The organism is Wolbachia endosymbiont (group B) of Pilophorus perplexus (assembly GCF_964028155.1).
GTDB lineage: Bacteria > Pseudomonadota > Alphaproteobacteria > Rickettsiales > Anaplasmataceae > Wolbachia.
This window is the reverse complement of the sequence record NZ_OZ034754.1, coordinates 835,157-849,937: the sequence shown is the minus strand read 5'-3', so window position 1 is coordinate 849,937 and position 14,781 is coordinate 835,157. Positions and strand designations below refer to the sequence as shown.

Genomic DNA, 14,781 nt, shown 5'->3' with positions numbered 1-14,781 from the left:
CTTCCTCCCCTTATTGTATTTTATGGCACATTAACGTCACAATCGAAACAAAGTCCAAAAGAATTAGCTCGCTTTTGATCTTCTGCTATTTCTTGGTCAATTTCTTCTACATCATAACCCATTTCTGATACTACTTCCGATCGACTCTTAAATCCATTCCTTACTGCCATTTGCTGTGCTTGCTGGTCTTTCAGTGGATCCACCCAATCAAATCCCTGTGGTATCCATTTTACTTCTTCTTTCGCTGCTTTTACTACTTTTTCATCTATACTCAGTTCTCCACAAAGCACTGCTAACTCTAGCCATCTATTCCATACTGGTCTGCAAAACTGGAATACCATAATGTTGTGTTGCAGCATAGCGCATCGACGACGAAACTCTATTAATCCAGCTCTGATTGATGAATAATTAACACCTGTTAAATCTCCTGTTAGCTGCTCATATGTTATTCCTGTACCTATTGCTATTGCCCTCAGTTGCTGTCTTATAAACGCTTCATAACTTCCTCCAACATCAGATGGTTCCGAAAATTTGATGTCTTCTCCTGGGTCTAAAAGCTGCATTGTTCCAGGTTCTAGGCCAGATAGTGCTACTCCTTGCTCACTTGCTTCACCTTCTCCCATGATATTTGCTTCAGGATCGAGCCTTGTAATAAACCCTGCAAACATTGCTGCAGTTTTCTTTCTCACCAGCTCTGCATCATCATATTGATCAAGCTCATAAAGCTTTAGCAGTATACTCGAAAGCCAAGGCTCACCTCTGATTTGCCCAGGTCTTAGTGGTCTATAAATATGTAAAACATCATTTGCTGGTACTCTTACTGATTCTCCAAATGAGCCTTCGCCTGGATGTTCTCTAAATAAGTAATATGCTTCTCTTTGCCCAAGCTTGTTAAACTCAATCCCGTTTCTTATTACATTACCATTTGCTAAAGTTTGATTTGTTTTATTGTCTAAATGTTCAGACTCAAGTACTTGCAGTTGTAATGGCACAGAAAATCTATCTTCCAGCTTTCTCGTTCTTAAACGTACAAAACATTCTCCTCCCTCTATCATACTTCTACATACTAGAGCTTGTAATCCATAAAAATCACTTACTCCATTACTGTCTGCTTCATCTGTCCATTTTAGCCATAATTCTTGTACTTTTTTGCGAAATTCTCCATCTCTTGCTTTTGATTGTGGTTTTATTCCTGTTCCAATAGAGTTACTTACTATCGTATCAATTATATTTGCTGCATATGGATTTTTTCTCACCATATCACGTGATCTACTACGTAAAGTTTCAAGGTTTTGAGACAGCAAATTGTTTATACTTCCTAACTCTGGTTGAAAGTGAAAAAATCTTCTTCCTGACCCTGCTGCATCCCATGCTAAACTTTTTATCTTTGGTTTGCTAAATAATTGCTTGAACGATTTTAACAGCATTACTTTTCCTTATCTGAAACTTTGGATAACTCAGCCTCTAGCTCTTCTATTGTTGGCAAGGCTGTCTTTACATTCTCTGGTAGATTTTCAGTAATTTTATATTCTGCCAACCCTATCGGTTTATTTATGTCTTTCAGTGTATACTTAGCTAGCACGTTATCCTTTGACTTGCATAAAATTAATCCTATAGATGGTTGATCTGTCTCGTGCTTTAGTAAATCATCAACGGCTGAAAGATAAAAATTCATTTTACCTGCATATTCTGGCTTGAAATCTTTGTCTTTTAGCTCAATTACTACAAAGCAACGTAACTTTAAATGGTAAAACAATAAATCAATATAGAAGTCTTTATTTCCAACATCTAAGTGAAATTGCCTACCTACAAATGCAAATCCTTCCCCTAGCTCAAGCAAAAACTTCTCTACATGGCCTACAAGACCTTTTTCTACTTCTCTTTCATGAGCGTCATCTCCTATACTCAAAAAATCAAAAATATATGGATCTTTTAATGTATAATGTGCTAAATCTGACTGGGGAGAAGGTAACTTATCTTTGAAGTTAGTAACAGCTTTTCCTTGACGTTTGTGCAATTCACGTTCGATTTGCATCACCATTATACTACGTGACCAACCGTGCTCTATAGCTTTTTGAAAATAAAATAGTCTTTCTTTTGGATCTTTTACTTTATCTAAAATAACTACAATATGAAACCAAGGCAATTGTGCAGCAACCTGCTGCGTAAATTCAGTATCTTGATATTCTGCAGCAAATTGACGCATATAAGTAAGATTCCTAGCACTAAATCCCTTCATTTCTGGAAATGCGCTTCTCAAATCCTTACTTAGCTGATCTATGATTTTAGCACCCCAACCATGTTCTTTTTGGCGCCTTAAGATCTCTGTACCAATATAGTGATAAAGCACAATGAGTTTGCTATTTACTGCTAGTGCTGCTTTATAACGACTAGTAGCAATCTGTTCTTTGAGCTGCTCTAAAAATTCTGTATATTCTTTTGCTATAATTTTTGTCATACGGTTCCTTTTAACGATTTTTATCATTATATGATCCCTTTACTCGTTGAAAAAACAATCTTTCTCTTCGGTTTCATTCCAACAATCTTTAGCTCAGCTTTAATACGTTGTCTTAAGTTTAGTAAATCATTTATCTGAACTTCAGCATATCTCACTACATGGTCACCATATGCAATTGATACTACTCGCTCTCCGTTTTGCAGCTTCTTTATCGCTTCTTCGACTTGAACTAAATACTCTTCGTTATACATTTTCCAGCCACTTACTCTGTCTTACTTTCTTAGGTTTTTTACTTCCTATTTTTCCACTCAAACTATTCCATTTACTCTCTGGCCAACGATCAATTCCAAGCGCAATAGATGCTGCTCTCGCATAAATTCGGCAATCTAGTACTTCATTTCTTTCTCTTACTTTTTGCCACTCTTGTTTGGTGTATCCTTTTACTACCTTGCTGACTAATTGCTCTGCCGTTAGTTGCTTAAAATATTCAGGTGCATACTCAGGAAAATGACAATATCCTGCTGGCACTTTTTCTTTTTCCCCGTTTTTTAAAACATTAAGTAATTGAAAAAGCTCTGACTTTAATATCGATACTCCTACTGGCCAGAGCTTTATTCCTCTCTTTAGCTTTTGACCACCAACTGTTATATCAACTCTACTTGGGCTACTCAGCGGCACTAGTGCTTTATTTACACCTTTCACTGCCAATTACTCTTCCAGACCCTTGATGACTTCTCACCCAGTTGTAAACTTCCTGCGTTGCATACCCTGCATCAACTGCCATCATGCTTATCATATATTCAAGATCATTTTCACCGATAAAATGATGATTGAGTAACTCTGAAAGCTTTCCCCATACTTCTCCTCCTCCTGTATCTCCTTCAAATACTCGGTAGTCTATTGACCAACTTTCGCGGCTTTTTCCCCATGCTACAACTTCTACTTCTAAACGATCTTTTTGGACATCAACACCTGCTGTGAGAACCACTTCACCTTTTGGTACTGTGCCTACGGGAAAAAATTCTCTTCTGTTGAATAATTGCTTCCAGTCTGGTACTTCTCCCTTATCTACCCAGGTTTCTCCAAGCGTTGTGTTGATCCAAACTTTCAGTAATTGTTCACTTTCCTTTGCATGCAGAAAATCCTCTACTGCTTGTTGCCAACTATACCACCCAACTGGACTATAAAGACTTGAAAGATGAAATCCTTTTTTCTCCCCTTCTTTTGCCTCTGTAGCTCTCCATTCTCCACGTTCTAGCATCTCTGTCTTTTGATGATTTTCTATTTTGCCGCTACATTCAGTGCAGACATAATGTGCTGTTCTTGAGTCGTTGTTTTCCCATTTTATTTGTGACCATTTTAGAACTTGATAGTAATTACAATACGGACAGGGAACAAAAAAATATCTCTTATCTGTTGCTTCAAATTCTTTCTCAATTCTGCTTATTCCATGAATCGTTGGCGTTGATACTAAAAAAATCTTTCGTCGTGCAAATGTATTAGTACGGGCTATGCTGAGTAAAACTGGATCTCCTTCACCTCCCGAATCTCCTGGATAGGCATCTATCTCATCAAGAAAGAGGTATTTTACTGGCATAGATCGGAGGCCTACACTGCTGTTTGCTCCAGTTATTACTACTATTCCACCTGGAAATTCCTTACTTTGTACAGTATTGCCTGAATCTCTTGATCTTGGGTCTTTTACTTTACTCTTTAAACATGGCGTACTCTCTATTAACGGCGCAAATCTTCCCTTTGACCAACGTTTTCCCATTTCAACTGTTGGCTGTACTACCAGCATTGGACCTGGTGTCTGATCTATGATATAGCCTATCCAATTGTTACCAGCTTCTGTTCCTCCAATCTGCGCTCCTTTCATGAATACTATTTTTTCAGTTGGTGAAGAAGGAGATAGTGAATCCATGATTTCTTTAAGGTATGGCGTTCTCTCTGTTCTCCATTTTCCTGGCTCTGATGCTGCAGTTGGTGCTAGAACTCGATACTCATTCGCCCACTCTGATACTTTAAGCTCTGGATCTGGTTTTAAACCTTCAGAAAATGATGTGGCGTATATCATATTGCTAGCTCTTCACCATCATTAGATGATACTTCAACATCACTTAAATTAGGACTACTTGTTTTCTCACTTTCGAGTTCAATAAACATTTTCTTTTCAAGCGCTTCTTCTATATACTTCTGAATTAAATTACTCATTACTATTGCAGCTATGAGTGCAACTATTCCCACCATTACTGCAGCTATAATGTTAGGGTAAATTCCCACTATCGCTATTGCACATACTGTTATAGAAAAACAGATGATATTGATATATTTCTTTATTTTTTTGTCTGCTATTTTCCTTTCTTCAAAATATTTATTGCTCAATAAATGAAACGTTGGAAAGTTGTCATTTTTTCCAATTCAACCACTATGGATTAAAATCCAAAGATTGAGAGAGAGCATAGAATGCTAACTTTCGACTTGAAAGTCACCAAATTTATCTTCTTTTTTAGAGTGATTTTCAATATAATTTTTTATCATTTCGTCAGTTACATTTCCGCTAGTCCTGACAAAGTAGCCTACTGCCCACAACCCAGTATCTCTTTTTTAGCTCTGGAAAGTTTTGCTGGATTTTTCTGGAACTTTTTCCTTTTATTAACTGCACTAACTTACTAATACTTAAGTATGGGGGTACAGAAACGTATACGTGTACATGACTTGACGCAACTCTACCTCTGATAATTTCTACTTGATTATTTGCACATACTTCTTGTACAACTTCTTTAGCTTTCTTTCCAATATCTCCAACTAGTACTGGATATCGATATTTTGTTATCCACACTATGTGATATATATACAGAGTGACTGCTTTTTCTATAATATTCCACATTCTTTCAGATTTTTCACCTTAAAATTATATTCTTAAAAGGATGGACTTCAAGTCCAGGGTTTTTCTCCCAAATTTGGGACAATAAAACTATATTTTCTTTGCTTAATAACTTTATCAGTTTTACGTTATTTGTTGTTATTGCGTACTGAAAAACATCTGTAGCATCTGCTCTTTTCTTTAGCAGTAATTTTACTATATTAAAATGTCTATTTATTGCTGCAAGATATATCGCTGATTCTCCTTTATTGTTTAAAATATCTACTTCAACTCCCTCTTCTAAAATCTCTTCTAGGAACTCCTCATATCCTTTTTTTGCAGCTAAATGAAGTAAACTGTTTTTATCTTCTCCATATTTACTACTCATTAAAATTTCCACTATATCTTGTTTATTCCTTTCTCTTGCATAACAAAATGGTGTTTTGCCTTTATCATCTCTAATCAAAGGATCTATATCTTCTCGCGTTAGTAAAACCTCTATTGTTTTAAGTCTTTCAGCATAATGTAATGGTGTTTTATTTTCATAATCTTGTAAGTTATAGCACTTCTCATAATAGTCCAAAAAAGGTAAGATATGGATTTATAGTAGTGATGGTAAGCATGCCAGCAGCATATAGTTATGACTTAAGGAAAAAGGTAATGGAAGCATTGGATGAAGGAGAGAGTGGAGAAACTGTTGCCAAGAGATTTAAGATTGGAAAAACAACTTTATATGAGTGGAAGAAAAGACGTGAGAAAACGGGAGATTTTCAATCAAAAAAGCTTGGAAGCGTGGCATAAAATTACCGACTGGAATGCATTTGCCGAATTTGCAAATGAGCAAGGTGGCAAAACTCAGTCAGAGATGCTGGGGCAATATTAGTAGACAAACAATTCATCGAGCACTTAAAAATATAGGATTCACAAGAAAAAAAAGACCTACGGATATAAAGAAAGAAATGAAGAAAAGCGAGCTCAATTTTCAAAGGTTATAGCAACAAAAGAACCTAAAGAATTAGTGTATATAGATGAGTCTGGCATTGATAACACTGAACCTATGGGTATTGCCAGAAAGGACAGCGGTTTTATGCCCTAAAATCTGGAAAGAAAACTCAACGAATTAGCATGGTTGCAGCCTTAAGTGGAAGAAAAATAATTGCTCCGTTAACCTTTAAAGGCCACTGCAATATGGATATCTTTAATAAATGGTTTGAGCAGTTTCTGACACCGATTTTGGAACCTGGACAAACTGTTATCCTTGATAATGCTACTTTTCATAAGTCTAATAAGATTTGCTAAAGGAGTTGGTGCAGAAATTTTATATCTTCCTCCATATTCTCCAGATTTCAACAAAATTGAGCATTATTGGTTTGCTATAAAAAACAGAGCCAGGAAAAACATTCCTCTATTCGAATCCTTTCGTCGTGCTGTTGATTCTGCCTTCCTATGACCTGTTCGGACTATTATGAGAAATGCTATAGATTTGGAAAATTTACTATGAACCCAGATAGAGGCAATATAAGATTAAGACATAAAGAAGAGCTACCTGACCTACCGCTCTATGTAGTTCAAGTTATTGAGAAAAATCCTCCTCCTGAATCAACACCACTAGAGTGGATGCTTTTAACGAATCTTTCAGTTAATACTTTTGATGAAGCTATTGAAAAAGTTAATTGGTATTGTCTTAGGTGGAAAATAGAAGTCTTACATAAAATTTTAAAATCTGGCCTTAAAGTTGAAGAATGTAGACTGGTAACAGCAGAAAGATTAATGCGATATCTAACAGTCATGAGTATTATTGCTTGGAGAATTTTCTTTATTACAACAATTGCAAGAACTGATTCAACACTACCATGTACTACATTATTAGCTGAAGAAGAATGGAAAGTTTTATACGTCAAAATACATAAAGTAAAGTCATACCCAAATATAACCCCTACTATAAAAGAAGCTGTTTCATGGATCGCCCAACTTGGAGGTCATTTAGCCAGGAAAAATGATCCAGAACCAGGTCCCATTACTCTTTGGAAAGGGTGGAGACGTCTTTTTGATTTAGCAGAAGGATGGAGACTTGCTACTGAACTTTATATTTGTGGGTAATAGTAAGAATGAAAGTTGGTATTACAACCGTAGCCATCAAGGTAAACTAGCCCCATCTCTCGATACGTTTGAATAGTTGCATGGGACATATGTATGCACCCGTTTACAATCTTAAATTAATTAAACTATCGAGGTTATTTATTATGATTACATCTTATCAAAATTTCATTGGCATTAATATCGGAAAATTTAAAAATGTTGCTGCAGCTTATAACCAAAGGAGCGCTATCAAGTTTGACAATGATGCTACTGGTTGGCAACAGTTGTTTCAAAAATTTTCAGATATCCTACCTAATTCTCTAGTAACTTTAGAAAACACTGGAAAATATGAGCTTGGCTTAGCACATTTTCTTGTTGATAAGAATGTTGCTGTACATCGAGCTAATACTCGTAAAGTAAAAAGTTTTATCATATCACATGGAACTTTAGCAAAGACAGATCAATCAGATGCAAGAGCCCTTGCTCAATATGGTTTTGAACGCTATAGTGCTCTATCTCTATTTGTGCGTATGTCAAAAGAACAAACCGCCTTAGTTGCACTCTGTCAACGTCGTGATGACATTACGCAAATGAGAACTCAAGAGAAATGTAGGCTTGCAGCACCTGAAAACGACTATATAAAGGAAAGTTGCCAAAAAACAATAGACTTTTTTACCAGTCAGATAAATGAGTTCAACGATGCCATACAAAGAATTATTGATAAAAATCCAGAGTTACAAAAGCGTCAAAAAATCTTGAGAACAGTGCCAGGAATAGGTCTCAAGTTATCACAAGTTTTTGTGTGTCTAATGCCAGAACTTGGCCACCTAAACAAAAAAGAAGTTGCAAGTCTTGCTGGAGTTGCTCCACATCCAAAAGAAAGCGGTAAAACTATTGGTTATCGAAGGATAACAGGTGGTAGAAGCAATGTTCGTGCAAAGCTTTTCACAGCTGCTATGGCTGCTGCAAGATCTAAATCTGCACTTGGTGCTTTTTATTCTGATCTTATTGGTAGAGGTAAAAAGAAGATGGTAGCTATAACAGCTCTAATGCGAAAAATCATAGTAATTGCCAATGCAAGACTTAAAGAAGCAATTAATATGAAATAAAAAAAATCTGTATAGAAAATAGGTTAACGAATATGTGCGTCTACACACATTTAAAGCACATATTCGTTAACCATAAAATCTAAGCAGTGCTTGCTGTTTGATATAAATTTCTTTCTGTATAAACTAGGGTTTTTGTTGCCAAAATACATTTTTCAATTGAATAAAAATACAAAATTATCAACAAATGAGACTAAATTCAAAAAATTTTAAAAAACATAGTTGATGGCAAGAAGGAGCAGCGCTAAGAAACGATATGAGATCAGGATTTACGTTCTGTGGCATAACATTTGAGGAGTATAGAGGGCAAGCAACTGGCCCTGAAGGAACTGTGAGAAGATTTATTGAGAAAGATACAGGGCACTGTTTTCCAGTAGGAACAGCAAGCACATTTACGACATATTTTGCACCAGCAGATTTTAATGAAACAGTAAATACTCTTGGACAGCCACTATATGCAAAGCAAGAACCAAGGAGGTTTGATAGAGGGACTGATTTACATACGCAGTCAAACCCTCTGCCAATGTGTCACAGACCTGGGGTATTAGTCAGGGTTTGTTGCAACATAACAACACAGGTAGAGCAATTATAAAGCAGTGTGAGGCAGAAGAATGCTTTACCTCTTCTTAGCATGTAAATGTTAGTATATAACGGAGAAATGTGCAAGAAAATATTAAGCGATTATTTAAAGATTGTTTTGCCCATTTAGGAGAAGTGGCTTTATATAAATCAAAGGATAAGTCATATATTGTACAGGTATTAAAGCAACAGCCAGATAAATTATACGAGATTGGTGAAGGACAATTTGTGGGAGAGATGCTTTTTCTTGAGGTAAGCATTTTTGATATACTGAGGCCAATTGTAGGAGATATTTTTGTTATAGGTGATTGCAAATACAAAATACACACACCACCACTTAGAGATAAATCTGGAATGGTCTGGCGAATCGAAGCGTATGGGGTGTAAAATGTCTGTGCATATAGAAGTTGAGGTAATAGAAAGTGTAAATGCTAAAAGAAAAAAAATAGAATTAGCAATAGTGAGAGCGTTAAACAGAACAGCACTATGGCTAAAATTGAAGACAGCAAAAGAAATTAGTGAGGAAAAGAAAAGTTTGATAAGAAAGAGATTAAGAATTTTTAAGGCTAAGACAAGTAGGTTAGACGTGTTAATTAGAGCAAATCTCTATGACATTAGAGCATGGACAATTGGTAAAATACAAAAAACAAGAAGAGGATCGAAAGTAGGAAAGCATGAGTTTATAGGAGGATTTGCAGCAGTTATGCCAAAAGGAAATAGCGGTATGTTTAAACGTGAAGGAAGAGCAGCATTGCCAATAAAGGAAGTAAAACTACCGCTGGAACCAGAAGGCTCAAGAATAATAAAAGACCTTGTTAATTATGAGGTTGAGAAAGTCTTTACAAAGTTTTTTGAACGTGAATTGAGCTATAAAGGATGAATTTGAAAGATTTACATGATAAAATTTGTACCACGCTGAAGAGAGAAATACCAGCAATTCAAACTTGTGAAATTTATCCATCGATAAGAAAAGAATTATTAGCGCCAGCGTTATTTGTAGAGTTTGTGAGTTTAGAATCGGGAAAAGATCCTGGAACAGAGGAATTAGCGCTGAAAGCAAGATTTGAAGCACGAATAGTGATTGATAGCACAATAGAAAATGCCCCTATTATTGTCAGAACATTCGCTGCTGAGGTTGCAAGAGTAGTGAACAAGAATACCTGGGAAAAGAATGTATCTCCGGCTGAATTTCTTTCTGCAGAGCCTGATGGATTTAGACCCGAATTAGATGCATATTTGGTGTGGATGGTTGATTGGAGTCATCAGCTTCATTTAGGTAAATCAGTATGGGAAGAGGGGAAAATCAAACCACATAAAATAGCAGTGGGAGAAATGCATGTTAGAAAATAATTTTGCCATTGCAGAGTTACAGAGAAAAGTAGCTAATATCATTCGTATAGGAGTTGTAAAAGAAGTAGATTGTGAAAAAGCAAAAGTAAGAGTGAAAATAGGAGATATTGTAACAGATTATCTGCCATGGATAACAAGTAAAGCAGGAAAAGATAGAGATTGGTCTCCGCCAGATATTGATGAGCAAGTAGTTATACTTTCCCCGCTGGGAGAATTATCTTTAGGAGTAGTACTTCCTGGAATATATCAACAAAAGTACTCTGCACCAGAAATTCAACCACTATGGATTAAAATCCAAAGATTGAGAGAGAGCATAGAATGCTAACTTTCGACTTGAAAGTCACCAAATTTATCTTCTTTTTTAGAGTGATTTTCAATATAATTTTTTATCATTTCGTCAGTTACATTTCCGCTAGTCCTGACAAAGTAGCCTACTGCCCACAACCCAGTATCTCTTTTTTAGCTCTGGAAAGTTTTGCTGGATTTTTCTGGAACTTTTTCCTTTTATTAACTGCACTAACTTACTAATACTTAAGTATGGGGGTACAGAAACGTATACGTGTACATGACTTGACGCAACTCTACCTCTGATAATTTCTACTTGATTATTTGCACATACTTCTTGTACAACTTCTTTAGCTTTCTTTCCAATATCTCCAACTAGTACTGGATATCGATATTTTGTTATCCACACTATGTGATATATATACAGAGTGACTGCTTTTTCTATAATATTCCACATTCTTTCAGATTTTTCACCTTAAAATTATATTCTTAAAAGGATGGACTTCAAGTCCAGGGTTTTTCTCCCAAATTTGGGACAATAAAAGAAGAGAATCCAAAGACTTTCTACCACTGGACATTAGGGTTAGGTCAAAAGGCTGAATAATGGAAGCTGTATAAATCGAGAGATTTACGTACAGTTTTGCGAGAGACTGACTGGGGAAGTTCCGCCGGTCTACTCTCCAAGATTTCACTTAATTCTACCAAGAGAAGCAGTACCTAATTCTTTCGCTTTGAATCTTTTATCTTTGCTTAGTAAGGGAAATGAGCTGGCTTTACCTATTATATTAAAATACCTTTCTTGCAGAACTGTATTTAAAGATTTTGGTCAAAAACTACAGGCTAAAATGGATCAAGATATAAAAGAACAAAACGATTCTAAAATTTCTCAGGAGATTGAGTTATGCAAAAAAGACATTTTAAATCTTCTCAATGGTGGTAAATCAGTATTAGACGTTCAATTGAAGCAGCGGTATAAAAAATACTATTCGTTAATAGATAATGAGATTGAAGAGTTAAAGACTCAAATTTTAAAAGAACTAGAAGATTATATTAGCAATACTAACGTTAATAAAATGTATCGAAGCCTTAATAATAAAAAGAAAAACGAAAAATCATTAAAAGAAGTAGCGTTAGGATCTTGTTCATTGGGTGGAATTTGCTTGTTAATATTTTTTTCACTTGGTTTTTTTATTTTTTTAGCAACAACCATTGACCCACCTGCTCATATGAGTATGTATAAAGTAAAGGTTTTTAGGTGTATAGGAGCTTCACCTTTAGTTTTTGCATCATTAGCACTCACAGTAGCAGGTGTAGCTTACTTAACAAGTTGTTATCTAAATCATAGTTTTACAAAAGAAATACAAGACTATATAGAGCAACCAGTAAAATGTATGGATAAAGCAACTAATAATAAAGAATCAGACAATTTTCCTTCTGACAATTATGAAAAAGTACAACCTTCAGCACCGCTTGAGGAACTACTACCTTCATACGAGGAATCGTGTTCATCACCACCGTCATACGAAGAATCGTGTCACAGTAGTTTAGGTTATATTCAACCATCTAATCCAATACAGCAAAATCAGTTGTTGTGATGAAGGTATTAAAGAAAACAAGCAAAATTACATTTGTAATTTTGCTTCCTTTATCATCACTTAGAAATAGCTGGTTATGTTATGCTTGCCTATACTTGATTAAGTATATCAATAGGTAAATAAATCTTAATACAACTTTATTATACTGGTAAATACATTTTATAGAATGAAAGCATGGAAGATTTTATAACGGCAAGAAGGAAAGATGATGCTGTGATATCTGTTTCTCAGGATAATGAGAAAAAAAACGTGTTAATCTTGGGACTCAATCAAGCAGCAAGGAATTTATTAAAATGTGAAGAAGGGAATTTACTTAATAAGCCGTTAATCAATATTTTAAGTGCAAGAGCAGCTGAAGATATGAAAAGCTATTTGGAGTATACTGAAGATGGGCGCGATTTGCCCGATATATTGCCAAAAGTGATAGGCTTTTCTTTAATCGACGCTAAAGGAGAAGATATAAAAACAAAGGTAAAAGTTTTTCGCACAACGCAATTTACTAATAGCAAGATTAATTATGAGCTATTGATACGTGACATTAGCCTGTTTCATAAGCTAGCAATGTTTAGGGATAAATATCTGATGGGTAAGAAATATAGAAAACACAACTTGTTTGATATACCAGACAATGATTCAACGATTTTGGAGTTATATGTCATATTGAATTTTGCCTTTGAATATCAAATTAATGCAGTTATAGGAATAATAGGTTTAAACAGCAGTTGTAATAAGGAAAATGATACACTAAAAATTATCATAGAACATTTTTATAAAAATTGCCGTAGTGATGATTTTTTAGGATGTATTGATGAGAATAAGGTACTTTTTATTTTGATGAACTGTGATGCAAATAACACATCTAAAATAGTTAATCGTATACATTCTTCCATTAACAAGCAGTTATTAAAGCGAAAACTATCAAGCATATCAATTATTTATGGAAATATAATTCAAAAACATAGTGTGAAGAATGCTTAAACGCTTTTGTCATTAATTGGTTTGTAGTATCTAAGTTCTACACAATATAAGGATTGTTTTTTATTTCTGTTAAGCTTATATTAAGAATTTAAGCTTACCTATGAGGTTACTAATCACACTATTTTTATCATTACTTGTGGGAGGAAGTGCTAACGCTAGGGTAATTCTGGATAAGGAGATGTTTTATGTAGAACTAGATGGAAAAGTAGATTTAAGATTTGGCTACGCTTTCAATAAAGATTCTTTTAGCTCTACAAAAGACAAGACCTCAAGCTATTCAGACCTGCGCTTTCTTTATTTGCAGCAAGTTTATCCAAATACACAACTGGGGTTTAATGTTAAGGTAGGAGTTTCTGGTATTGCAAACTTAAAGGCACTAGACATAGAAAAGTTAGAAATGGAGAAGTGGTATTTTATCATAAAGAACCAGGAATTTGGATCAATTGAATATGGTAAAGGAAGTTTAGTTAGTCAGAGTATGTTAATTAACACTTCAAAAATTTACACAGCTGCCGGAGGAATAAATGGTCATTGGACAAATTACTCAAATTTGCGCGGTAATGAAAAAAAAGATAATGATCCTGGGTATGATAAAGATGAGGTATTTTGGGTAAAACCCAATATTTACAGCGACTATAATGGACTAGAGCTGAAGTTAAAACAACCAACGATAAACTATATTTCTCCTGAAATCTATAACTTTCAACTTGGACTCAGTTATGTTCCAGGAAAAAATAATTTGCAATATAACAATCTAATAGCCGCTGGTCTTTCCTATAAAAATGGCTTATCAGATGAAATAAATTTTACTACTGCTTTTACTGGTGAGTTTGCAAGAGAAAATTTAACTGATTGCTCGGATGGTACTTCTGAAAATTATAAATGCCGTAATCAATTGCTACACTGGAATTTTGGCTTGAAGCTAAAACTTTTTGAACTTGATTGCATTTTTTCGTACGGTAATGGCGGTAAATCTGGTGAGAAACGTAGTCCTGAAACAAGTAATATGAATTATATAAATGCAGGTGTTGCTTATCATTCTGATTCTCGTAAAGTGAGCTTAACATATTTTAGTAGTAGCAGGGATATTGTAGGCAAAGGTACAAACGAATTAACATCACAGGCTTTCAGTCTTGAATATCCATTAGCTCTTGGCACTTCATACTACTTCGATATTGTAAAATTTAGTACCAAAGAACCTGAAATCGAAAGTAATAACTCCGGGTATGTGCTTTTGGCTGGGCTGAAGCTAAGTTTTTAATGAAATAACCGGTTTGTAAGTGTTGTAATGTGGTAAATAGTAAGCAATGAGAGTAAAATCGAGTTGTTAATATATGTGCTATTTGATATGATAAAAATAACTATTATATAAGATTTTTAATAAAAAGACATTATGTCACTAATCCAAGTGTAGGCGATTATTAATTAGTAAACCAAATCCTTCACAAAAGAGTACCTCATTTGATTCTCTTTTTTCTTTTTTAT

Annotated in this window: 11 protein-coding genes and 8 pseudogenes; 11 read left to right on the top strand and 8 right to left on the bottom strand. The window is 34.9% G+C overall.

The window, feature by feature from the left end:
• Positions 1–20: 20 nt before the first annotated feature.
• The 7 genes and pseudogenes from ABWU28_RS04350 to ABWU28_RS04320 form a co-directional block, all read right to left on the bottom strand.
• A complete protein-coding gene (locus ABWU28_RS04350) occupies positions 21–1,427 on the bottom strand; it encodes a phage portal protein (protein ID WP_353274992.1) in 1,407 nt (468 codons plus the stop codon).
• Positions 1,427–2,458: a YhcG family protein gene (locus ABWU28_RS04345; RefSeq protein ID WP_096097252.1), complete on the bottom strand. Its 1,032-nt coding sequence runs from the start codon at positions 2,456–2,458 to the stop codon at positions 1,427–1,429. The genes ABWU28_RS04350 and ABWU28_RS04345 overlap by 1 nt, the downstream gene beginning before the upstream one ends.
• Before the next feature lie 26 nt (positions 2,459–2,484).
• Complete coding sequence (locus ABWU28_RS04340) at positions 2,485–2,709, bottom strand: gpW family head-tail joining protein (RefSeq protein ID WP_007302777.1); 225 nt, start codon at positions 2,707–2,709, stop codon at positions 2,485–2,487.
• Positions 2,702–4,535 (bottom strand): annotated as a pseudogene (locus tag ABWU28_RS04335) (phage terminase large subunit family protein). The gene ABWU28_RS04340 and the pseudogene ABWU28_RS04335 overlap by 8 nt, the downstream one beginning before the upstream one ends.
• Positions 4,532–4,843, bottom strand: a complete 312-nt coding sequence (locus ABWU28_RS04330) for a hypothetical protein (protein ID WP_230609094.1) — start codon at positions 4,841–4,843, stop codon at positions 4,532–4,534. The pseudogene ABWU28_RS04335 and the gene ABWU28_RS04330 overlap by 4 nt, the downstream one beginning before the upstream one ends.
• Positions 4,844–4,927: 84 nt before the next feature.
• Positions 4,928–5,346: pseudogene (tnpA, locus tag ABWU28_RS04325) on the bottom strand (IS200/IS605 family transposase).
• 81 nt (positions 5,347–5,427) lie between these two features.
• A pseudogene (locus tag ABWU28_RS04320) lies at positions 5,428–5,883 on the bottom strand (ankyrin repeat domain-containing protein); the annotation flags it as partial.
• Between the two features lie 62 nt (positions 5,884–5,945).
• Between ABWU28_RS04320 and ABWU28_RS04315 the strand changes: the two are divergent.
• The 8 genes and pseudogenes from ABWU28_RS04315 to ABWU28_RS04280 form a co-directional block, all read left to right on the top strand.
• Positions 5,946–6,774: pseudogene (locus ABWU28_RS04315) on the top strand (IS630 family transposase).
• A gap of 29 nt (positions 6,775–6,803) precedes the next feature.
• Positions 6,804–7,424, top strand: a pseudogene (locus tag ABWU28_RS04310) (IS4 family transposase); the annotation flags it as partial.
• Between the two features lie 143 nt (positions 7,425–7,567).
• Positions 7,568–8,512 (top strand): IS110 family transposase, encoded by a 945-nt coding sequence (locus ABWU28_RS04305; RefSeq protein ID WP_353274989.1) that lies wholly within the window; start codon positions 7,568–7,570, stop codon positions 8,510–8,512.
• Positions 8,513–8,735: 223 nt separating this feature from the next.
• Positions 8,736–9,101: pseudogene (locus ABWU28_RS04300) on the top strand (major capsid protein); the annotation flags it as partial.
• A gap of 68 nt (positions 9,102–9,169) precedes the next feature.
• On the top strand, positions 9,170–9,475 hold the full coding sequence (locus tag ABWU28_RS04295; protein WP_264376406.1) for a hypothetical protein: 306 nt from the start codon (positions 9,170–9,172) through the stop codon (positions 9,473–9,475).
• 1 nt (position 9,476) lies between these two features.
• Positions 9,477–9,968 carry a phage tail protein gene (locus tag ABWU28_RS04290; RefSeq protein WP_353274987.1) on the top strand — a complete coding sequence of 164 codons (492 nt, stop codon included), beginning with the start codon at positions 9,477–9,479 and terminating at the stop codon, positions 9,966–9,968.
• The gene (locus ABWU28_RS04285; protein WP_052265020.1) at positions 9,965–10,438 is read left to right on the top strand and encodes a hypothetical protein; all 474 of its coding nucleotides are present in this window, start codon (positions 9,965–9,967) and stop codon (positions 10,436–10,438) included. The genes ABWU28_RS04290 and ABWU28_RS04285 overlap by 4 nt, the downstream gene beginning before the upstream one ends.
• A pseudogene (locus ABWU28_RS04280) lies at positions 10,425–10,709 on the top strand (phage baseplate assembly protein V); the annotation flags it as partial. The gene ABWU28_RS04285 and the pseudogene ABWU28_RS04280, both read left to right, overlap by 14 nt.
• A 50-nt stretch (positions 10,710–10,759) precedes the next feature.
• Here the strand turns inward: ABWU28_RS04280 and tnpA (ABWU28_RS04275) are convergent.
• Positions 10,760–11,178 (bottom strand): annotated as a pseudogene (gene tnpA / locus ABWU28_RS04275) (IS200/IS605 family transposase).
• 276 nt (positions 11,179–11,454) lie between these two features.
• Between tnpA (ABWU28_RS04275) and ABWU28_RS04270 the strand changes: the two are divergent.
• From ABWU28_RS04270 to ABWU28_RS04260, 3 genes are all read left to right on the top strand, one after another.
• Positions 11,455–12,318, top strand: a complete 864-nt coding sequence (locus tag ABWU28_RS04270) for a hypothetical protein (RefSeq protein WP_264377384.1) — start codon at positions 11,455–11,457, stop codon at positions 12,316–12,318.
• A gap of 174 nt (positions 12,319–12,492) precedes the next feature.
• A complete protein-coding gene (locus tag ABWU28_RS04265; protein WP_007302848.1) occupies positions 12,493–13,296 on the top strand; it encodes a hypothetical protein in 804 nt (267 codons plus the stop codon).
• Between the two features lie 100 nt (positions 13,297–13,396).
• Positions 13,397–14,557, top strand: a complete 1,161-nt coding sequence (locus ABWU28_RS04260) for a porin (protein ID WP_007302847.1) — start codon at positions 13,397–13,399, stop codon at positions 14,555–14,557.
• The last annotated feature ends 224 nt before the right edge of the window (positions 14,558–14,781 follow it).

Bases quoted from the DNA above. Each gene is read 5' to 3' on its own strand.
- ABWU28_RS04350 (WP_353274992.1), bottom strand. From the start codon at position 1,427: ATGCTGTTAAAATCGTTCAAGCAATTATTTAGCAAACCAAAGATAAAA.
- ABWU28_RS04345 (WP_096097252.1), bottom strand. From the start codon at position 2,458: ATGACAAAAATTATAGCAAAAGAATATACAGAATTTTTAGAGCAGCTC.
- ABWU28_RS04340 (WP_007302777.1), bottom strand. From the start codon at position 2,709: ATGTATAACGAAGAGTATTTAGTTCAAGTCGAAGAAGCGATAAAGAAG.
- ABWU28_RS04305 (WP_353274989.1), top strand. From the start codon at position 7,568: ATGATTACATCTTATCAAAATTTCATTGGCATTAATATCGGAAAATTT.
- ABWU28_RS04290 (WP_353274987.1), top strand. From the start codon at position 9,477: ATGTCTGTGCATATAGAAGTTGAGGTAATAGAAAGTGTAAATGCTAAA.
- ABWU28_RS04285 (WP_052265020.1), top strand. From the start codon at position 9,965: ATGAATTTGAAAGATTTACATGATAAAATTTGTACCACGCTGAAGAGA.
- ABWU28_RS04265 (WP_007302848.1), top strand. From the start codon at position 12,493: ATGGAAGATTTTATAACGGCAAGAAGGAAAGATGATGCTGTGATATCT.
- ABWU28_RS04260 (WP_007302847.1), top strand. From the start codon at position 13,397: ATGAGGTTACTAATCACACTATTTTTATCATTACTTGTGGGAGGAAGT.